This window comes from Pseudomonas sp. A, from assembly GCF_056270345.1.
In genome coordinates this window covers 5638267-5658444 of sequence record NZ_CM149873.1, presented here as the reverse complement: position 1 = coordinate 5658444, position 20178 = coordinate 5638267, and the positions used below count along the sequence as shown (strand labels likewise).

Below are 20178 nucleotides of genomic sequence, written 5' to 3'. Positions count from 1 at the left end.
CGAGCACCTGCCCCATGAGCCTGCGCGCCGCGCTGTCGATCCTGACGCTTTCGCTGCTGGCCGGCTGCGTGTCCGGCGGCGCGGGCGACCCCCTGGCCAGCCGCCAGGGGCGTGAGGCGGCGGGGCAGGCCTACGTGCAGTTGGGGCTGGGGTATTTGCAACAAGGTTTGACCGAGCGCGCCAAGGCGCCGCTGGGCAAGGCCCTGGCCCTGGACGCCCGTGACGCCGAGGCTCATGCAGCACTGGCCCTGGTGTTCCAGGCCGAGGATGAGCCCGCATTGGCCGGCGAGCACTTCGCCAAGGCCTTGGCCATCCGCCCGGATGACACACGAATCCGCAACAATTACGGCAGTTTCCTATATGCTCAGGGCCGTTTCGACGAAGCCCGGGCGATGTTCCTCCAGGCTGGGGCCGATACCCTGTATCCTGAGCGTTCCCGCGTGTACGAGAACCTGGGGCTCACCGCCCTGAAGCAGGGGCAGGGTGATCAGGCGCGTGCCTACCTGGAAAAAGCCCTTCGGCTCAATCCGCGGCAACCGAAGGCATTGCTCGAAATGGCTGAGTTGTCCTACGAAAACAGGCATTATGTGCCGGCCCGGGATTACTACGATCGATTCAGCCAGCTGAGTGACCAGGATGCCCGCAGCCTGCTGCTCGGCCATCGCCTGGCACTCGCCCTCGACGAACAGGGCACCGCGACCCGTTTGGGCCAGCAATTACAACGACTTTATCCCGGTACGCCGGAATATCAGCAATACCTGTCGGAGCAACGATGAAAGCCGCGCACACTGAAGTAGCAGCAGCGACTCGCCAGAACCCCGGTGATGTCTTGCGCCAGGCCCGCGAAAAACGCGAATGGAGCCAGGCCGAGGTCGCTCGCAAGCTCAACCTCACGGTATCTTCGCTGAACAACCTGGAAAACGGCGCCTTCGACAAGCTGCCCGGGCACACCTTCGCCCGTGGCTACATCCGCGCCTACGCCAAGCTGATGGACATGGACCAGGCGCCTCTGGTCGAGGCCTTCGACCAGATCACCGGCACCCACGCCCAGGGCAGCGAAGTGCACGCCCTCGGCCGCATCGAAGAGCCGGTGCGCCTGTCGCACAACATCCTGCGGGTGGTCAGCCTGTTGCTGCTGGTCGCGGTGGTCGGCGGTGGTTTCTTCTGGTGGCAGGACCAGAGCAGCCTGCGCGGCAAGGACCTGGCCAAGATCGCCCTGGAGCACGTCGAGGTCGAGAGCGCCGACGGCACCACGCAGATTCATCCGCTGGACGAGCCGGAAGACCAGGCCGTGAGCGAAGGCCAGCAGCCCGAGGGCCAGGCCCTGCCACTGGAGCCGAACGCTACCGAGCAGGCGCCGGTCACCGAGGCCCAGGCGCCAGTTGCGCCTGTGGCACCCGCCGCGCCAGCCACCAGCGCGGCACCGGCACCGACGGCCGCCGCACCTGTGGCACCGGTTGTCGCGCCAGCCGCTCCTGCAGTGGCCGCGCCTGTCGCCGCCGCGCCAGCCGCCCCCGTCGCTTCGAGCGCACCGGCTGCGCCCGCTGAAGTCGCCCCGGCCGGCAGCGCCAAGGTCCATATCCAATTCACCGCCGATTGCTGGACCCAGGTCACCGACGGCAACGGCAAGGTGCTGTTCAGCGCCATCAAGCGCAAGGGCGACAACCTGGAACTGACCGGCAAGCCACCGTTCGCGGTGCGCCTGGGCTTCGCCCGCGGCGCCCAGGTGAGCTACAACGGCCAGGCGGTCGATGTCGCCCCGTTCACCAGTGGCGAAACCGCTCGCCTGAAGTTGGGACAGTAAGTCATGCACGGCGAATCTCCGATCAAACGTCGCGAATCCCGCAAAATCTGGGTCGGCAATGTGCCGGTGGGTGGCGATGCGCCCATCGCGGTGCAGAGCATGACCAACACCGACACCAACGATGTCGCCGCCACCGTGGCGCAGATCCAGCGCCTGGTCGATGCCGGCGTGGACATCGTGCGGGTCTCGGTGCCGGACATGGACGCCGCCGAGGCGTTCGGCAAGATCAAGAAGCTGGTCAGCGTGCCGCTGGTCGCCGACATCCACTTCGACTACAAGATCGCCCTGCGCGTGGCCGAACTGGGCGTCGACTGCCTGCGCATCAACCCGGGCAACATCGGCCGTGAAGACCGTGTGCGCGCCGTGGTCGACGCGGCCCGCGACCGCGGCATCCCGATCCGCATCGGCGTCAACGCCGGTTCCCTGGAAAAGGACCTGCAGAAGAAGTACGGCGAGCCCACCCCGGCGGCGCTGGTCGAGTCGGCGCTGCGCCATGTCGAGCACCTCGATCGCCTGGACTTCCAGGACTTCAAGGTCAGCGTCAAGGCCTCCGACGTGTTCATGGCCGTCGAGGCCTACCGCCTGCTGGCCAAGCAGATCATCCAGCCGCTGCACCTGGGGATCACCGAAGCCGGCGGCCTGCGCTCGGGGACGGTGAAATCCGCCGTCGGCCTAGGTATGCTGCTGGCCGAAGGCATCGGTGACACCATCCGCATCTCCCTGGCCGCCGATCCGGTCGAGGAAGTGAAGGTCGGCTACGACATCCTCAAGTCGCTGCACCTGCGTTCCCGTGGCATCAACTTCATCGCCTGCCCGAGCTGCTCGCGGCAGAACTTCGATGTGGTCAAGACCATGAACGAACTGGAAGGGCGCCTGGAAGACCTGCTGGTACCGCTGGACGTGGCGGTGATCGGCTGCGTGGTCAACGGCCCGGGCGAGGCCAAGGAATCGCACGTGGGCCTGACCGGCGGCACGCCGAACCTGGTCTACATCGATGGCAAGCCATCGCAGAAGCTGAACAACGACAACCTGGTCGACGAGCTGGAAAAGCTCATCCGCCAGAAAGCGGCCGAGAAGGCCGAGGCCGACGCGGCGCTGATCGCCCGCGGCTGAGACACAGATTCGTAAGGACTACTCGTGAGCAAATCGCTGCAAGCCATTCGTGGCATGAACGACATCCTGCCCGACCAGTCGCCGCTGTGGCGCTATTTCGAGGGCACCGTGGCCGGCTTGCTGGACAGCTACGGCTACAGCCAGATCCGCACGCCGATCGTCGAGTTCACCGAGCTGTTCAAGCGCTCGATCGGTGAAGTCACCGATATCGTCGAGAAAGAGATGTACACCTTCCAGGACAACAAGGACTCGCTTACCTTGCGTCCGGAAGGCACCGCCGCTTGCGTGCGCGCAGTGCTCGAGCACGGCATCATCGGTAATGGCCAGGTGCAGAAACTCTGGTACGTGGGCCCGATGTTCCGCCACGAGCGCCCGCAACTGGGACGCTACCGCCAGTTCCACCAGATCGGTGTCGAGGTGTTCAACCTGGCCGGCCCCGATATCGACGCCGAACTGATCATGCTCACCTGGCGCCTCTGGGCGTTGCTGGGTATTCAGGACGCGGTGACCCTGGAGCTCAACAGCCTGGGCACCAGCGAAGCCCGCGCGCGCTATCGTGATGCACTGGTCGAATTCCTGTCCCAGCGCATTGATCAGTTGGACGAAGACAGTCAGCGCCGCCTGAAGAGCAATCCGCTGCGTATCCTCGACAGCAAGAACGAAGGCACCCAGGCCGCCCTGGTGGGCGCGCCGAAGCTCGAAGAGTACCTGGACGAAGAGTCCCGCGTGCACTTCGATGGCGTGAAGGCCCGTCTTGACGCTGCCGGCATCCCGTTCGTGATCAACACCAAGCTGGTGCGCGGCCTGGATTACTACAGCAAGACCGTGTTCGAGTGGGTCACCGACAAGCTCGGTGCCCAGGGCACGGTCTGCGCCGGTGGGCGCTACGATGGCCTGGTCGAGCAGATGGGCGGCAAGCCGACCGCCGGCGTTGGCTTTGCCATGGGGATCGAGCGTCTGCTGCTGCTGATCGAAACCCTGGGCCAGGTGCCTGAGTCGATCAGCCGTACCATCGACGTTTACCTGTGCGCCTTTGGCGAGCAGGCGGAGCTGGCTGGTCTGAAGATCAGCGAGCAACTGCGTGATCGTCTGCCGAACCTGCGCCTGGCAGTCAATGCCGGTGGCGGCAACTTCAAGAACCAGTTCAAGAAAGCCGACAAGAGCGGCGCGCTGTTCGCGCTGATTCTGGGCGACGACGAGCTCGAGAAGCAGCAGATCGGCCTGAAGCCCCTGCGTGGCCAGGGCGAACAACAGAACATTGCCTGGGATGCGCTTGCCGCGCACCTGGAAACCGCGATCGCCCAGGCGTGACGCGGTCTGACAACGAATAGGCGAATAGGAGTATTGGGGTGTCGAGTACCGATGATGAGAGCCTGGCAGCAGCCAAGGACTGGTGGAACCGCAACGGCAAGCCGCTGCTGACCGGCGCCCTGCTGGCCGGCGTGGTGGTGTTGGGCTGGCAGACCTGGCACAAGTACCAGGCCAACCAGTCCCAGGGCGCCTCGGTGCTGTATCAGGCGCTGCTGGAAACCTCGTTGACGCCTGACGGCAAGCCCGACGCGAGCAAGGTTGCCGAGCTTTCCGGCAAGCTCAAGAGCGAGTTCGGCGGTACCGCCTACGCCCAGTACGGCAGCCTGTTCGTGGCCAAGGTCGCGGTCGAGAGCGGCAAGCTGGACGATGCGGCCAGCGAGCTCAAGGGCGTGCTGGACAAGCCGGCCGACGCCACCCTCGGCGAGATCTCGCGCCAGCGCCTGGCCCGCGTGCTCGCGGCCCAGGACAAGGCCGAGGACGCGCTCAAGCTGCTCGACGGCGACACCGACAAGGCCTTCCTGGCCAGCCGCGAAGAACTCAAGGGCGACCTGCTGGTACAGCTGGGCCGCGCCGACGACGCGCACAGCGCCTACGAAAAAGCCAAGGCCGCGCTGTCCGACGACGCCGCGATCGGTGGCCTGCAACTGAAGCTGGATGACCTGGCCAAAGGGGACGCCTGAAGTGAAGGGTTGGAAACAAGCAGCAGTGCTCACCCTCGCCGTGCTGGCGGCGGGTTGCAGCAGCAACAGCAAGAAGGAACTGCCCCCGGCCGAGCTGACCAAGTTCACCGAGGAAGTGGTGCTGAAGAAGCAGTGGAGCCGTTCGATCGGTGACGGCCAGGGTGAGACCTACAACACCCTGGTACCGGCCATCGAGAACGACCGCATCTACGCCTCCGACGTCAACGGCGAGGTCTTCGCGCTGAACCGCATCACCGGCGACGTGGTGTGGAAGAAGGACCTCGAGCTGCCGGTTTCCGGCGCCGTGGGCGTGGGCTACGGCCTGGTCATGCTGGGTACCCTCAAAGGCGAGGTCATCGCCCTGGATTCCAGCACCGGCGAGGAGCGCTGGCGTTCGCGCGTCAGCAGCGAAGTGCTGGCGCCGCCCGCCAACAACGGTGACGTGGTGGTGGTGCAGACCCAGGACGACCGTCTGGTCGGCTTCGATGCCGCCACCGGCGACCGTCGCTGGATCTACGAGAACAGCCCGGCCGTGCTGACCCTGCGCGGCACCGGCGCGCCGGTGGTGACCAACCGCCTGGCCGTGGCCGGCCTGTCCACCGGCAAGGTGGTGGCGGTCGACATCAGCAACGGCGTGCCGGTGTGGGAGAGCCGCGTGGCGATTCCGCAGGGCCGTTCCGAGCTGGACCGGGTAGTGGACATCGACGGCGGCCTGCTGCTGTCCGGTGGTACCCTGTACGTCGGCACCTACCAGGGTCGCGTCGCCGGCCTGGAGCTGGAAAGCGGTCGCGTGCTGTGGCAGCGCGATGCCTCCAGCTACGTGGGTGTCGCCCAGGGCTTCGGCAACGTCTACGTAAGCGAAGCGTCGGGTACCGTGCAAAGCGTCGACGAGCGTTCCTCCAGCTCGCTGTGGAGCAACGACTCGATGGCTCGCCGTCAGCTGTCGGCGCCGGAAGTGTTCTCCAGCTATGTGGCGGTGGGCGACTTCGAGGGTTACCTGCACCTGCTCAGCCAGGTCGATGGCCGTTTCGTCGGCCGTGAGCGTATCGACAGCGATGGCCTGCGCGCCCGACCCCTGGTGGTCGGCGACACCATCTACGTCTTCGGCAACAGCGGCAAGCTCGAGGCACTGACCATCCGCTGAAGCTATGCTTGAGCTCGCTCGCGGGCTCAGGCCGCGGCGCATGAAGCGTCGCCCGAACTCCGGCCGCTGCCTTGCAGCGGCCTTTGCATTTTCAAGAATTCAAGAGTGGAGAGCCGCATGGTTCCCGTAATCGCCCTGGTGGGCCGGCCGAACGTCGGTAAATCCACCATGTTCAACCGCCTGACCAAGACCCGCGACGCCATCGTCGGCGACCTGTCGGGCCTGACCCGTGACCGCCAGTACGGCGATGCCAGCTGGCAGGGTCGTTCCTACATCCTGATCGACACCGGCGGTATCACCGGTGACGAAGTGGGCATGGACGAGAAGATGGCCGAGCAGTCGCTGATGGCCATCGAGGAAGCCGACTACGTGCTGTTCCTGGTCGATGCCCGTGCTGGCATGACCGCCGCCGACCAGATGATCGCCGATCACCTGCGCAAGCGGAACAAGGAAGCGATCCTGGTCGCCAACAAGATCGACAACATCGATCCCGATATCGCCCGCGCCGAGTTCTCGCCGCTGGGCATGGGCAACGCCATTCCGGTGGCGGGCTCCCAGGGCCGTGGTATCAATGCCCTGATGGAGTCGCTGCTCGGCCATATTCCCCGTGACCCCGAGGAAGAAGCCCTCGACGAGGATGTCGCCGAAGGCGAGGAAGCCACGCGCATCCCCGGCCCGAGCGAGAAAGACGGTATCAAGATCGCCATCATCGGCCGCCCCAACGTGGGCAAGTCGACCCTGGTCAACCGCATGCTCGGTGAAGAGCGCGTGGTGGTGTACGACCAGCCGGGCACCACCCGCGACAGTATCTACATTCCGTTCGAGCGTGATGGCGAGAAGTACACCTTCATCGACACCGCCGGCGTGCGCAAGCGCGGCAAGATCCACGAGGAAGTCGAGAAGTTCTCGGTGGTGAAGACCCTGCAGGCGATCAAGGACGCCAACGTGGTGATCTTCGTCATGGACGCCCGCGAAGGCGTGGTCGACCACGACCTCAACCTGCTGGGCTTCGCCCTGGACGCCGGCCGCGCCGTGGTCATCGCCCTGAACAAGTGGGACGGCATGGAGTCGGGTGAGCGCGACTACGTGAAGACCGAGCTGGAACGCCGGCTGTTCTTCGTCGACTTCGCCGACATCCACTTCATCTCGGCGCTGCACGGCACCGGCGTGGGCCACCTGTACAAGTCGGTGCAGGCCGCGTTCAAGTCGGCGGTCACCCGCTGGCCGACCAGCCGCCTGACACAGATCCTCGAAGACGCCATCAGCGTGCACCAGCCGCCGCTGGTCAACGGTCGCCGGATCAAGCTGCGCTATGCCCACCTCGGTGGCGCCAACCCGCCGCTGATCGTGATCCACGGCAACCAGACCGACAAGATCCCCAACTCCTACTCGCGTTACCTGGAGAACACCTACCGCCGGGTGCTCAAGCTGGTCGGCACGCCGATCCGCATCGAGTACAAGGGCGGTGACAACCCGTTCGAGGGCAAGAAAAACACCCTCACCGATCGTCAGGTCAACAAGAAGCGTCGCCTGATGTCGCACCACAAGAAGGCCGAGAAGAAGCGTCGCGACAAGCGTTAACAACCGCTTGGCGTGCCTTCCCAGGCCGTGCGCCCCCTGTAGGAGCGGCCTTGTGCCGCGAAAGGGCTGCGTAGCAGCCCCAGGGTTCAGAATGCGCTGCAAGGAAGCCGGGGCTGCTTTGCAGCCCTTTCGCGGCACAAGGCCGCTCCTACAGGGATGTGCGTAAATCCTGATCTCCCCCTACACGTTGACCCACCGCAATCCCCCTATTGTTTCAACCTTTTTCCTGACTGCTCGATCCGCTATGCTCGGACCTAACCCCGTGCCGGACAAACCCCAGGAAAGAGGGCTCCATGATCCGCAGCAAACTGCCGAACGTCGGCACGACCATCTTCACCACCATGTCGCAACTGGCCATGCAGACCGGTGCGCTCAACCTCTCCCAGGGCTTCCCTGACTTCAACGGCCCCCAGGCCTTGCTCGATGCCGTCGGTCGCCATGTGGCCGCCGGGCACAACCAGTACTCGCCCATGACCGGCCTGCCGGCACTGCGTCAGCAGGTGGCGGCGAAGATTACCCGGCTGTACGGCGCGAATGTCGATGCCGACCAGGAAGTGACCATCACCCCCGGTGCCACCGAGGCGATCTTCTGCGCCATCCAGGCAGTCATCCATGCCGGCGACGAGGTAATCGTCTTCGACCCCAGCTACGACAGCTACGAGCCGTCCGTGGAACTGGCCGGCGGGCGCTGCGTGCATGTGCCGCTGACCGACGGTAGCTTCGGCATCGATTGGCAGAAATTCAGCGACGCGCTCAGCCCGCGCACGCGCATGGTCATCCTCAACTCGCCGCACAATCCCAGCGGCGCGCTGATCAGCCGCGACGACCTGGACCAACTGGCCAGGCTGATCGGTGACCGCGATATCTACCTGATCAGCGACGAGGTCTACGAGCATCTGATCTACGACGGCGTGCGCCATGCCAGCGTGCTGGCCCACCCGCAGCTCTATTCGCGGGCGTTCGTGGTCAGCTCGTTCGGCAAGACCTACCACGTCACCGGCTGGAAGACTGGCTATGTGGTTGCCCCGCCGGCCCTCAGCGCGGAACTGCGCAAGGTGCACCAGTACGTCAACTTCTGCGGCGTGACCCCCTTGCAGTGCGCCCTGGCCGACTTCATGGCCGAGCACCCCGAGCATATCGACGAGCTGCCGGCCTTCTACCAGGCCAAGCGCGACCTGTTCTGCGACCTGCTGCAGGCCTCGCGTTTCACCTTCACCCGTACGCCGGGCACCTATTTCCAACTGGTGGACTATTCGCAGATCCGGCCCGACCTGAACGATGTCGACATGGCCCTGTGGCTGACCCGTGAGCATGGCGTGGCCAGCATCCCGGTGTCGGTGTTCTACCAGCAACCCATCCCCGAGCAACGCCTGGTGCGCCTGTGCTTTGCCAAACGCGAGGAGACGCTGCGCCAGGCAGCGGAGAAACTATGCGCGATCTGAGCCAACTGCCGAACCTGAAAATCGCCCTGGTGCAGACCACCCTGGCCTGGCACGACCGCGAGGCCAACTATGCGCACTTCGAGGAACTGATCGGGCAGGCCGGCGAGGTGGACCTGGTGGTCCTGCCGGAAATGTTCACCACCGGTTTCTCGATGGAGTCCGAAAGCCTGGCGGAGCCTGAGAACGGCCCGACCTACAAGTGGCTCAAGGCCCAGGCCAAGAAAGCCAATGCGGTGATCACCGGCAGTGTGATCATCCAGGCCGCCGACGGCAGCCACCGCAACCGCCTGCTGTGGGCACGGCCCGACGGCGAGATCCTGCACTACGACAAGCGTCACCTGTTCCGCATGGCTGGCGAGCACAAGCACTACACCCCAGGCGAGCGCCAGGTGCAGTTCGAGCTCAAGGGTTGGCGGATCCGCCCGCTGATCTGCTACGACCTGCGCTTCCCGGTGTGGAGCCGCGACGCCCAGGACACCGACTTGCTGCTGTACACCGCCAACTGGCCGGCGGCGCGGCGCCTGCACTGGAACCGCCTGCTGCCGGCGCGGGGCATCGAGAACCTGTGCTTCGTCGCGGCGGTGAACCGGGTGGGCACCGATGGCAAGGGCTTCGCCTATTCCGGCGACAGCCAGGTGCTGGACTTCCAGGGCGAGAGCCTGCTGAGCGCGGGTGAGGCCGACGGGGTATTTACCGTGGTGCTGCGGGCTGCGGAGCTGGCAGCGTACCGGGCGCGGTTCCCGGCGAACCTGGATGCCGATACCTTCGAATTGCACTGATCATCGGTGTCGCCTTCTTCGCGGGTAAACCCGCTCCCACAGGATCTTCGAAACCCTGTGGGAGCGGGTTTACCCGCGAAGTAGGCGACGCCGTTGTGTGATCAATAGACGTCTCGCCGATATCGCCCATCCTCGATCAACTGCTGCACGACAGCTTCACCCAGCATCCCCTGCAACGCCGCATCCACCCCGGCAGCCATCCCTTGCAGGCTCCCACAGACATACACGCAAGCGCCGTCATCCACCCAGCGCTTGAACTCGGCGGCCTGCTGCAACAGCACGTCCTGCACATAGATTTTCTCGGCCTGGTCCCGCGAAAACGCCAGGTCCAGTCGTTGCAGATCGCCGCTTTCCACCCAGCCTTGCAGTTCCTCACCGCACAGCAGATCGTGCGCCCGGTTGCGTTCGCCGAACAGTAGCCAGTTGCGTTGTTCGCCCCCGGCAATCCGGGCCTTGAGCAGGCTGCGCAGACCGGCCAGGCCGGTGCCATTGCCGATCATTACCAAGGGCGCCGACTCGGCGGGCAAATGGAAACCGCTATTGCGACGCAGGCGTGCGCTGACACTGCCTTCCAGCGGCAGGTATTCGGTCAGCCAGCCGGAGCCCAGGCCGAGGTTGCCATCGACGTGACGCTCCTGGCGCACGATCAGTTCCAGCACGCCATCGCTGGCGATGGAGGCAATCGAGTAATCACGGGCGGTGAGCGGGATCAGTGCATCGACCAGTGCCTGGGCATGCAGGCCGACCAGATGCTCGCGGCCGATCGGCAGTTGGCGGCTGGCCAAGGCCTGCGCCAGGGTTTCCTGCAGGCCGCCGAGCTGCACCGGGCTGCGTGGGTCGAGGCCCAGACCGGCAAGGAAGGTATCGACACGAGGCTGGCCGTTGCGCGGCAGGATCTCGATCAGGTCACCGGCTTCCCAGGTCGCGGGCATTTGCGCCTGCAGGCCCAGCAGGTACACCGGCGCGCCCTGGCTGCCCAGGTTGATTCGTTCGCGGCGCGACAGGCGCCAGTTGCCGAAGCTTGGCGGCTGCCAGGCGGCGACCGGGCGGGCGCCAGTGAATTGCGTCAGTTCCTGTTGCCACAGCTGCAGCGCGGCGGGGTCGGCGTTGTCCACCTCCACCGGGCTGAAGGCGCAGGTGGCGCCGCGTTCGCCGAGCCAGGCCTGGAGCCGGCGGGCGAAGCCGCAGAAGTGCGGGTACTGGCGGTCGCCCAGGGCCAGCAGGGCGTAGTCCAGGTGATCCAGCGGCCAAGGTTGGCCGAGCACCTTGCGCTCGAAGCCACGGGCGCTGTCCGGGGCCTCGCCGTCGCCGAAGGTGCTGACCACGAACAGCGCGCGGTTGGCCTGGCGCAATTCGGCCTCGCCCAGTTCGGCCAGCGGGCGTACCTGCACCGGCAAGCCGGCGGCTTGAAGTTGGCCGGCGCTCTGCCAGGCGAGCTGCTCGGCAAAGCCGCTCTGGCTGGCGAAACCGATCAGCCAGCTGTCGCCGTCGTTCGCCTGAGCGGCCAGCGCGCCACGGGCGGTGCGCACCTGGCGCTTCTTGCGCCGACGGTCGAGGTACAGCAGCCAGCCGGTGACGAAGAACAGCGGCATGGTCAGGCTGGCGAGGGTGACGATGATTCGCCCCGGCAGGCCGAAGTAGCTGCCCACGTGCAGGGCATAGACGCTCTGCAGCAACTGGGCCTTGAACGACTTGTCGGTGTAGCGCTCGTGACGCTTGACCTGGCCGGTGGCCGGGTCGAGGGTGAGGGTGTTCAGGGCGCGCTCGTGGTCGGCGCCCTGCAGCAGGTAGAACAGGGTTGCCGGTTGCCCGCCGGCCGGCGGCAGGCGCAGGTTGTAGGTGGACAGGCCGGGGCCTGCCGCGGCCTTGAGATTGGTCCAGATGGCGTCATAGTCGACCACCAGTGGCGGGGCGTTCTTGTCCACCTTGGGCGGGCCATGGCGACCGCCGCGGCCTTCGCCACGCTTCTGCTCGCCCGCCGCAGGCTGGTCGGCCAGCAGGCGATTGAGGCCTTCGCGGTACCACTCGTAGGACCAGAACAGCCCGGTCAGGGCGAACAGCAGGTAGAACACCAGGCACCAGGTGCCGAACACCGCGTGCAGGTCCCAGTTGAAGGCACGGCCTTTCTTCGCCCAGTCCAGCGTCAGCCAGGTCCGCCAGTTCAGTGCCTTGCGCGGCCAGCGCAGGTACAGCCCGGAGAGGCAGAAGAAGATCAGCATCAGGGTGCAGGCACCGGTGATCTGCCGGCCTGTGTCGCCCATGGCCAGGAACCGGTGCAGGTTGAGCATGAGGTTGAAGAAGCCCAGCCCGGCTACATCACCTTTGAGCTCGCCGGTGTACGGGTCGGCGTAGCGCAGCGCACCGCGTCGCTCGCCGGGGGCGGGGGTGAAGAAGATCCGTGCGGCGTTGCCCTCGCGGGTATCGACCCAAAGCATGGAGACCTTGTCGCCTTGCGCGGCCTCGACCCGGCGCACCAGCTCGGCCGGCGGCAGCACGCCTTCCTGGCGTACCTCGACCTTGAGCACCTCGGCGTTGAACGCGCGCAGCAGTTCTTCCTGGAACGACCAGATCGCGCCGGTCACGCCCATCAGCGCCAGCACCAGGCCGGCGGTGATGCCAAAGAACCAGTGCAATTGGAACAGCGTCTTCTTCACCACATCGATCACCTTGTATTGCCGCCAGCAACTGCGCGGCGTGCATTATGCCTTGGTACGCAAACGCCCCGTTCACGGGAATGAACGGGGCGGGGTGTCCTGTGCCGGCCTCTTCGCGGGCAAGCCCGCTCCCACAGGTACAGCACTGACCTTCAGAGCGGTGGCGAACCTGTGGGAGCGGGTTTACCCGCGAAGAGGCCGGTGCAGGCGCCGCTTACATCAGAAGTGCACGCTGGTGGTCAGCAACGCCGTGCGCCCCGCCGCCTGGTTGGCGAAGTGGGTGGAGTACGCCTTGTCGTAGTAGACCTCGTTGGTAAGGTTCTGCACGTTCAGCTGCAGGTCGATGTTCTTGGTCAGCTTGTAGGCGGCCATGGCGTCGTAGCGTACGTAGCTGTCGACCATGGTGGTGTTGGCCACGCTGCCGTAGACGTCATCCACATAGAAAGCGCCGCCGCCGACAGTCAGCTTCGGCGTCAGCTGGTAGGTGGTCCACAGGCTGGCGCTGTTGTTCGGCGTGTTGGGCAACTGGTTGCCGTCGTTCGCCTTGCCCAGCGGGCCACCGTCGATCTGGCGGGCCTGCATGTAGGTGTAGCCGGCGAACACCTGCCACTTGTCGGTCAGCTTGCCGCTGGCCGACAGCTCGATGCCTTGCACACGGGTTTCACCGACGTTCTCGTAGGTGTTGGTGTTGACCTGGACCCGGGCGTTCTCCTTCTCGGTGCGGAACAGCGCCGCAGCCAGGGACAGGCGCTGGTCGAGCAGGTCCCACTTGGTGCCGAGCTCGTAGTTGGTGGTTTCTTCCGGCTCCATGTCACTGCCCAGCAGGTTGCCGGAACGGTCGGTGGTGTTGCCCAGCGGGTTGCCTTCGGTGCCCTCGCCGAGCATGGCGCCAGGCGGCGTGGCGGAGGTGGCGTAGGACACGTAGATGCTGCCGTTGTCCGCCGGTTTCCACACCAGGCCCAGCTGGCCGGTGATGAACTCGCTGGTGTCCGAGCCTTTGGCGGGTACGCCCTTGCTGCTCACCGCAGTACTGCCGTCGGCATTGTAGCCACGGTAATCGGTGTCGAAGTGGTCATAGCGCAGGCCCATGTTCAGCAGCCACTGCGGGGTCAGCTCCAGGGTGTCGAACACATAGAGTGCGCGAGTCTTGCTGTTGGTCCTGGTGCCGGCGTAGTTGCGCGTGACGGTGCCGACCCAGTTGTCGTCCGGGTTCGGGTTGTCCAGCGAGGTGCAGCTGCCGCCACTGCCCGGGCCGGTGCAGGTGAGCTTGCTGTTGGGGGTGACGGTGTAGCTCTGGCGGTCGGACTCTTCCTTGGTGAACTCGACGCCGGTGGAGAAGCTGTTCTTCAGGCCGCCCAGGTAGAACTCGCCGAACAGGTCGGTCTGGTTGGTGGTGGTGGCGGTGTTGCCCACACGGCTGTTGGCGCGACGCCAGACGCCGTTGTTGTTGACGTTGCCGGCGCTGTCGTCGGGCTGGGTCAGCACGTAGTCCTGCATGCTGTTGCCGTGGCGCAGGGTGTTCTTGATGGTCAGCGTGTCGGTCAGGTCGTGCTCGATGGCGAAGGTCGCGATATCGACGCGGGTCTTGCGGAAGTCGCGTCCGGTCAGGCCGTAGAAGTTGTCGCTGTCGCCACCGTCGACTGGTTTGTCCGGATGCGCCGAAGTCCGTGCGGTGCTGCCTGCACGGGGCACGCTGTAGGGGATGCCGGAGTCCGGCAGGTCGTCGCTTTCCAGGTGGTAGTAGTCGAGGTTGACGCGGGTTGGTGTACCCAGGCCGAAGGCCAGCGAGGGGGCGATACCCCAGCGGTCGTAGTTGACCTTGTCGCGACCGGCGACATTGCTTTCGTGGGTCATCAGGTTCAGGCGCCCGGCAACGCTGTCGCTGAACTGGTAGTTGCCGTCGAAGGTGTAGCGTTGAGTCTGGTCGCTGCCCCAGGTCCAGGCGCCGTCCAGCGAGTTGCCCAGGTGCGCGCGCTTGCTCACCAGGTTGATGGTGCCGCCTGCGGCGCCACGGCCACCGACCGCCGAGTTCGGCCCCTTGGCCACTTCGACAGACTCGATGGCGAAGATTTCGCGGGTCTGGGCACCCGTGTCGCGCACGCCGTCCAGGTAGGTGTCGCCCTGGGCGTCGAAGCCACGGATGAAGGGACGGTCGCCTTGCGGGTTACCGCCTTCACCGGCACCGAAGGTGATACCCGGCACGGTGCGCAGAGCATCCTGCAGGGACATGGCGTTGGTGTCCTTGATCACCTGCTGCGGGATCACGGTGACCGACCGTGGGGTGTCCACCAGCGGCGCGGTGTACTTCTGCGACGAGGCCTTGTCGACCTTGTACTCGGTGCTTGCCTGTTCGGCCTTGCCATTGACGCTGGTGGCGTCCAGGGTGATGGCGGTATTGGCGGCCGGGTCGGCGGCATAGGCCGAGGTGGCGGTGATCGCCATGCCGATGGCGGAGGCGAGCAGACGTGGTGAACTCACAGCAGATGGCACGTGACGCATTGTTGTAGACCTTCCCCAAGGTATGAAGGCCGCGGAGCATAATGTAAGTGATTGTAACTAACAATTGAGAAGAGTTTCCATTCGCCATAAATTTACATTCTTTACATTTTCGCCTTACGGTTTTTACGGTCTCATCCGTCGTGCCATGGATAAAGGGCTTGTGGTAGGTAAAAGGGAATCAATATCATTGGCGCTCCTTCAGTCATACCTGGTGCCGCCGCCATGCTGCTTCATATTCCCGGGCTGTTCGACGCCGACGAGATCTCGCGCATTCGCGAGGCCCTGGAGCAGGCCGACTGGGCAGACGGCAAGATCACCGCGGGGTACCAGTCGGCCAAGGCCAAGCACAACCTGCAGTTGCCCGAGGGCCATGCGCTGGCCAAGGAGATCGGCAATGCGCTGATCGAGCGGCTGTGGCGCAACCCGTTGTTCATGTCGGCGGCCCTGCCACACAAGGTGTTCCCGCCGCTGATCAACTGCTACCGCGAAGGGGGCAATTTTGATTTCCACATCGACAACGCCCTGCGCCAGCCCAAGGGCAGCCCGGAGCGGGTGCGTACCGACCTGTCCTCGACGCTGTTCCTCAGCGATCCGGACAGCTACGACGGCGGCGAGCTGGTGATTCAGGACACCTTTGGCGTGCGCGAGGTCAAGCTGGCCGCCGGCGACCTGGTGCTGTACCCCGGCACCAGCCTGCACAAGGTCAACCCGGTCACTCGCGGGGCGCGCTATGCGGCGTTCTTCTGGACCCAGAGCCTGGTGCGCGAGGACAGCCAGCGCACCTTGCTGTTCGAGATGGACAACGCGATCCGCCAGCTCACCGCCGATGTGCCCGAGCATCCGTCGCTGCTGCAACTGACCGGTACCTATCACAATCTGTTGCGCCGCTGGGCCGAGGTCTGAGCCGTGTCCTATCAGTTGCGTCGTGAAGATTTGGTGGATGTTGCCGGGTTGCAGGCGATGCTCGAACACAGTCCGGGCCAGGCCGCCCAGGCGATCCTGGCGGCGGCGGGGCAGGGGGTGGTCGAGGCGCAATTGTTGCTTGGGCAGATCCTGCTCGATGGGCGCGGTATCGAAGAGGATGCCGGCGTGGCCCGCCGTTGGTTCGCCATCGCCGCCCAGGGTGGCAGCGCCATGGCGCACAACATGCTCGGCCGTTGCCTGGAGCACGGCTGGGGTGGCGAGGTGGAGCTCGCGCAGGCGGCCATTCACTATGCCCGTGCGGCCGACGCCGGCCTGGACTGGGGGATGTACAACCTGGCCAACCTGTTGGCCACCGGGCGCGGGGTGCCGGCCGACCAGGCCCAGGCGTTGATGTGCTACGAGAAGGCCGCGCAGCTGGGGCATGCCAAGTCGATGAACCTGTATGGGCGCTACCTGGAGCAAGGTATTGCCACTGCGCCAAGCCCTGCCCGGGCCGTGCGCTGGTATCGGCGCTCGGCCGAGGCCGGGGATTTTCGCGGGATGTTCAGCCTGGCGCTGGTGCTGGTCGAGCGCGGGGAAATCGGCGAGGCCGGGCCTTGGCTGGAGCGGGCCAGGGTCGAGGGCAACCTGAGTTTCCTGCGCAGTGCGCTGGTGACGTTGCAGGGGGCGGGGCCGGCGCTGATGGCCCATGCGGCGCGCTATGCCGAGGAGATCGAACGAAGGCCGGCGCCACCCCTGTAGGAGCGGCCTTGTGCCGCGAAAGGGCCGCGCAGCGGCCCCAGGTTTTCAGCGTTGACGCATCAATCGCCGGGGCCGCTGCGCAGCCCTTTCGCGGCACAAGGCCGCTCCTACAGAGTGGGGCAGGGCGGCAAATGAAAACGGGGCCTTGCGGCCCCGTTGTGCATTACAGGTAGTAGGCCTTCAGCGGCGGGAAGCCGTTGAACTCCACCGCGCTGTAGCTGGTGGTGTAGGCGCCGGTGGACAGCCAGTACAGGCGGTCGCCGATGGCCAGGTTCAGCGGCAGGCCGTACTTGTAGTTCTCGTACATGATATCGGCGCTGTCGCAGGTCGGGCCGGCGATCACCACTTCCTCGGTCTCGCCTTTCTTCTCGGTCCAGATCGGGAACTTGATCGCCTCGTCCATGGTTTCGATCAGGCCGGAGAACTTGCCCACGTCGGTGTAGATCCAGCGCTCGACGGCGGTACGCGACTTGCGCGCCACTAGCACCACTTCACTGACCAGGATGCCGGCGTTGGCGATCAGCGAACGGCCTGGCTCGAGGATGATTTCCGGCAGGTCGTCGCCGAAGTCTTCCTTGAGGAAGCGGATGATTTCTTCGGCATAGGTCTCGAGGCTGTTGGTGCGGGTGATGTAGTTGGCCGGGAAGCCACCGCCCATGTTGATCAGCTTCAGTTCGATGCCGTCTTCTTCCTTCAGGCGCTCGAAGATCACCTTGACCTTGGCGATGGCCGCGTCCCACACGCTGATGTCGCGCTGCTGGGAGCCTACGTGGAAGGAGATGCCGTAGGGTACCAGGCCCAGGTCGCGGGCGAGGATCAGCAGGTCCATGGCCATGTCGGTCTGGCAGCCGAACTTGCGCGACAGCGGCCAGTCGGCGGTGGTGGAGCCTTCGGTGAGGATGCGCACATAGACTTTCGAACCCGGCGCGGCTTTGGCGATGTTGCGCAGGTCCGCTTCGGAGTCAGTGGCGTACAGGCGCACGCCCTTCTCGAAGAAGTAGCGGATGTCCTTGGACTTCTTGATGGTGTTGCCGTAGCTGATGCGATCGGCGCTGACGCCACGGCCCAGCACCTTGTCCAGCTCGTAGATCGAGGCAATGTCGAAGCTCGAGCCTTTTTCCTTGAGCAGGTCGATGATCTCGACCGCCGGGTTGGCCTTGACCGCGTAGTAGACCTTGGCGAACTCGAAACCGGCGCGCAGGTCGTCATAGGCCTGGCTGATCATCTGGGTATCGATGAGTACGAACGGGGTTTCCTGCTTGTCGGCGAACGCCTTCATTTTCTGGAAGGTGTCACGCGCAAAGTAGTCTTCGACCTGGATCGACATGCTCAAGGGCTCCATGGGCAAACTGAAAAGATAAGTGGCAGCAAACTGAACGTCCTCCGTATCCCCACTTTGGTTCGCCTACTTCCCAAGGCATGTCGCCGAAAGCAAAAAGGTCAACCGTGCCGGAAAAGGGCGGCGGGTGACCTTGCTGTCTCGTCGTCAGTACTTGAGCCGGATGGATCGTTTCCAGCATGGACGTTCGGCGCGCACTTTAGGGCGTGAAAACCGCAAGATCAACAGGCGAACCCGGTGGTTTCGCCGTGGATCGATGAGCTGTTACCTGAGTAACCGACCCTCATGGCTGGTAGATGTTCCCCAGGCTTTGGCAAGCGTAAATAATTGTGGAATGGACTGTACTGACCCCTTCGCGGGCAAGCCTGCTCCCACAGGGGGTGGGCGTTTTTCTGTGGGAGAGGGCTTGCCCGCGAAGGGGCCCGGAGTGTTCATATTTATGGCCACGCAGGACGCCCGTCTTTTTTTTCGAAATCGCCATAAATTTTTTGTTACCGACACCGGAAACCACCCTTGGTCGGCTCAGGACTGGGCCGATTGCCGTCATTGATGAGAAGAATTACTATTCGCGACCTCATCTGCCTCCCTGACGACCCCGAACGTGTCCGGACACAAAGGCTTCCTCGACCACTACCATGAGCTGATCGGCACCTGGACGCGCAAGTTGCGCAGTCGTCAGCAGGCCGAGGACCTCGCTCACGACGCCTTTGTCCGGGTTCTGGAAAACCCCAACGAGCAGGTCGAGCAGCCGCGTGCCTACCTGCACCAGACCGCCCGCAACATCGCCGTCGATGGCTTTCGCCGCGAGGACCGTCGCCAGGCGCTGGAACTTGAGGCGTTCGCCGACGGCGCCGCCAATGGCAGCGACCCGGAGGCTTATGTGCATGCCCTGGAACTGGCCGACAGCGTCGAGCGGGCGCTGGCCGAACTGCCGCTGAACTGCCGCCGGGTGTTCATCTGGCAGAAGCTCGAGGGCCTGACCCAGGCAGAGATCGCCGAGCGCATGGGTTTGACCAAGAACATGGTCGAAAAGTATATGATCCGCACGCTCCGACATCTGCGTGAGCACTTGGATGTGTCGGCCAGATGAGTCAGGAGAGCCCATTGATCAGACAGCATGCGCCCGATCCCGTGGGCGAGCAGGCGGCCAGCTGGTTTGCCCGGGCCCAGGAAGCGCCGCATGACAGCGCCGTGCAGCAGGCCTTGCAGGCATGGCTGGCGCAGCACCCACGCCATCGCGAGGAATACCAGCGCCTGGTGCAGCTGTGGCGCGCCGCCGATTTCATCCCCCGACAACGCCTCGAAGCGCTGTGCCAGCCCGAGCCGGTGCGCCAGCTCCCACGCCGCCGCCTGCTGCGCCAGGCATTGGCGGCCGGCGTGGCGGTGGTCGCGCTGGGGCTGGGCTGGACGGGTTGGCAGTATCAGCAGCTCAACCATCAGGACACCTTGACTACAGCCCTGGGCGAGCGGCGTCCGGTCGAGCTGCCGGACGGATCACGGCTGGAACTCAACAGTGCCACCCAGGTGCAGGTGATGTTCTCTTCGGGGCGTCGCCATGTGCGCCTGGCTGCGGGCGAGGCGATGTTCATCGTTGCCCACGACAGTGGCCGACCATTCGTGGTGAGCACCGCACAGGGCGAGGTCACCGTCACCGGCACCCGCTTCGATGTGCGCCAGGAGCCGACCAGCACCCGCGTGGCGGTGGAGCAGGGTTCGGTGAAGGTGCAGGGCGCGGCCGAGTCGCTGGCGCTGCTCGGTGCCGGGCAGGGTTCGCACATCGACGCCCAGGGTAAGGTCGCCGCGCCCTATGTAGTCGACGCCAACGCCGTGACCGCCTGGCGCCAGGGCAAGCTGGTGTTCGACAACGCGCCGCTGAGCGAGGTGGTGGCGGAGGTCTCGCGCTATCGCGCCCAGCCGCTGCATGTGGCACCCGGCAAGGCCGCCGCGCTACGCCTGTCGAGCACCTTCAGCACCGATGACCCGGACGCGCTGCTGCGGGCGTTGCCAAGCATCCTGCCGGTGCAGGTGAACACCCGTCCGGATGGCTCCAGCGAAATTGTTCTGAAATAAATTCAGGTTTTTTTCCGTTCGTTCGTCTTCCCCGCCAGCTGCAACTGCCAAGCATTTACATTTGCATGCGGTTGGCGTTTATCCCGACTCTCAGGAC

General features: G+C 65.0%; 16 protein-coding genes. 13 read left to right on the top strand and 3 right to left on the bottom strand.

What is annotated here, in order from left to right:
• The first annotated feature begins 14 nt into the window (after positions 1-14).
• The 9 genes from pilW to AC0MAZ_RS25170 all read left to right on the top strand — a co-directional run bounded on the left by pilW (position 15) and on the right by AC0MAZ_RS25170 (position 9854).
• Positions 15-776 carry a type IV pilus biogenesis/stability protein PilW gene (gene pilW, locus AC0MAZ_RS25210; protein ID WP_203650719.1) on the top strand — a complete coding sequence of 254 codons (762 nt, stop codon included), beginning with the start codon at positions 15-17 and terminating at the stop codon, positions 774-776.
• Positions 773-1804 carry a RodZ domain-containing protein gene (locus AC0MAZ_RS25205; protein ID WP_234560413.1) on the top strand — a complete coding sequence of 344 codons (1032 nt, stop codon included), beginning with the start codon at positions 773-775 and terminating at the stop codon, positions 1802-1804. The genes pilW and AC0MAZ_RS25205 overlap by 4 nt, the downstream gene beginning before the upstream one ends.
• Positions 1805-1807: 3 nt before the next feature.
• A complete protein-coding gene (ispG, locus tag AC0MAZ_RS25200) occupies positions 1808-2917 on the top strand; it encodes a flavodoxin-dependent (E)-4-hydroxy-3-methylbut-2-enyl-diphosphate synthase (protein ID WP_011532347.1) in 1110 nt (369 codons plus the stop codon).
• 24 nt (positions 2918-2941) lie between these two features.
• Entirely contained in the window at positions 2942-4228 is a 1287-nt protein-coding gene (gene hisS, locus AC0MAZ_RS25195) for a histidine--tRNA ligase (protein WP_186712888.1), read from the top strand.
• Between the two features lie 38 nt (positions 4229-4266).
• Complete coding sequence (locus AC0MAZ_RS25190; RefSeq protein WP_203650721.1) at positions 4267-4908, top strand: tetratricopeptide repeat protein; 642 nt, start codon at positions 4267-4269, stop codon at positions 4906-4908.
• Positions 4883-6052 (top strand): outer membrane protein assembly factor BamB, encoded by a 1170-nt coding sequence (gene bamB, locus AC0MAZ_RS25185; RefSeq protein ID WP_189656930.1) that lies wholly within the window; start codon positions 4883-4885, stop codon positions 6050-6052. Before AC0MAZ_RS25190 ends, bamB begins: the two co-directional genes overlap by 26 nt.
• Before the next feature lie 117 nt (positions 6053-6169).
• Complete coding sequence (gene der / locus AC0MAZ_RS25180) at positions 6170-7633, top strand: ribosome biogenesis GTPase Der (protein ID WP_203650724.1); 1464 nt, start codon at positions 6170-6172, stop codon at positions 7631-7633.
• Positions 7634-7926: 293 nt separating this feature from the next.
• A complete protein-coding gene (locus AC0MAZ_RS25175; protein ID WP_203650726.1) occupies positions 7927-9075 on the top strand; it encodes a pyridoxal phosphate-dependent aminotransferase in 1149 nt (382 codons plus the stop codon).
• A complete protein-coding gene (locus AC0MAZ_RS25170; protein ID WP_203650728.1) occupies positions 9063-9854 on the top strand; it encodes an amidohydrolase in 792 nt (263 codons plus the stop codon). Before AC0MAZ_RS25175 ends, AC0MAZ_RS25170 begins: the two co-directional genes overlap by 13 nt.
• A 101-nt stretch (positions 9855-9955) precedes the next feature.
• On the opposite strand, the gene AC0MAZ_RS25165 is transcribed toward AC0MAZ_RS25170, so the two are convergent.
• Together AC0MAZ_RS25165 and AC0MAZ_RS25160 are read right to left on the bottom strand one after the other, a co-directional pair.
• The gene (locus AC0MAZ_RS25165) at positions 9956-12511 is read right to left on the bottom strand and encodes a PepSY domain-containing protein (protein ID WP_475859583.1); all 2556 of its coding nucleotides are present in this window, start codon (positions 12509-12511) and stop codon (positions 9956-9958) included.
• Between the two features lie 216 nt (positions 12512-12727).
• Positions 12728-15007 (bottom strand): TonB-dependent receptor, encoded by a 2280-nt coding sequence (locus tag AC0MAZ_RS25160; protein WP_203650735.1) that lies wholly within the window; start codon positions 15005-15007, stop codon positions 12728-12730.
• A 222-nt stretch (positions 15008-15229) separates the two neighbouring features.
• Between AC0MAZ_RS25160 and AC0MAZ_RS25155 the strand changes: the two genes are divergently transcribed.
• Together AC0MAZ_RS25155 and AC0MAZ_RS25150 are read left to right on the top strand one after the other, a co-directional pair.
• Entirely contained in the window at positions 15230-15910 is a 681-nt protein-coding gene (locus AC0MAZ_RS25155) for a Fe2+-dependent dioxygenase (protein WP_232855669.1), read from the top strand.
• Between the two features lie 3 nt (positions 15911-15913).
• The gene (locus AC0MAZ_RS25150) at positions 15914-16672 is read left to right on the top strand and encodes a tetratricopeptide repeat protein (protein ID WP_475859582.1); all 759 of its coding nucleotides are present in this window, start codon (positions 15914-15916) and stop codon (positions 16670-16672) included.
• Positions 16673-16835: 163 nt separating this feature from the next.
• Here AC0MAZ_RS25150 and AC0MAZ_RS25145 read toward each other — a convergent pair whose 3' ends face one another.
• Positions 16836-17999, bottom strand: coding sequence for a type III PLP-dependent enzyme (locus tag AC0MAZ_RS25145; RefSeq protein ID WP_110735754.1), 1164 nt, complete (start codon positions 17997-17999; stop codon positions 16836-16838).
• A 613-nt stretch (positions 18000-18612) separates the two neighbouring features.
• On the opposite strand from AC0MAZ_RS25145, the gene AC0MAZ_RS25140 reads away from it, so the two are divergent.
• Positions 18613-19101 carry a sigma-70 family RNA polymerase sigma factor gene (locus AC0MAZ_RS25140; RefSeq protein ID WP_203650742.1) on the top strand — a complete coding sequence of 163 codons (489 nt, stop codon included), beginning with the start codon at positions 18613-18615 and terminating at the stop codon, positions 19099-19101.
• Positions 19102-19118: 17 nt separating this feature from the next.
• Positions 19119-20081, top strand: a complete 963-nt coding sequence (locus AC0MAZ_RS25135) for a FecR family protein (RefSeq protein ID WP_475861499.1) — start codon at positions 19119-19121, stop codon at positions 20079-20081.
• Positions 20082-20178: the final 97 nt, after the last annotated feature.

Coding starts and splice junctions, on each gene's coding strand:
- pilW (WP_203650719.1), top strand. CDS start 15: ATGAGCCTGCGCGCCGCGCTGTCGATCCTGACGCTTTCGCTGCTGGCC.
- AC0MAZ_RS25205 (WP_234560413.1), top strand. CDS start 773: ATGAAAGCCGCGCACACTGAAGTAGCAGCAGCGACTCGCCAGAACCCC.
- ispG (WP_011532347.1), top strand. CDS start 1,808: ATGCACGGCGAATCTCCGATCAAACGTCGCGAATCCCGCAAAATCTGG.
- bamB (WP_189656930.1), top strand. CDS start 4,883: ATGACCTGGCCAAAGGGGACGCCTGAAGTGAAGGGTTGGAAACAAGCA.
- der (WP_203650724.1), top strand. CDS start 6,170: ATGGTTCCCGTAATCGCCCTGGTGGGCCGGCCGAACGTCGGTAAATCC.
- AC0MAZ_RS25175 (WP_203650726.1), top strand. CDS start 7,927: ATGATCCGCAGCAAACTGCCGAACGTCGGCACGACCATCTTCACCACC.
- AC0MAZ_RS25170 (WP_203650728.1), top strand. CDS start 9,063: ATGCGCGATCTGAGCCAACTGCCGAACCTGAAAATCGCCCTGGTGCAG.
- AC0MAZ_RS25160 (WP_203650735.1), bottom strand. CDS start 15,007: ATGCGTCACGTGCCATCTGCTGTGAGTTCACCACGTCTGCTCGCCTCC.
- AC0MAZ_RS25155 (WP_232855669.1), top strand. CDS start 15,230: ATGCTGCTTCATATTCCCGGGCTGTTCGACGCCGACGAGATCTCGCGC.
- AC0MAZ_RS25145 (WP_110735754.1), bottom strand. CDS start 17,999: ATGTCGATCCAGGTCGAAGACTACTTTGCGCGTGACACCTTCCAGAAA.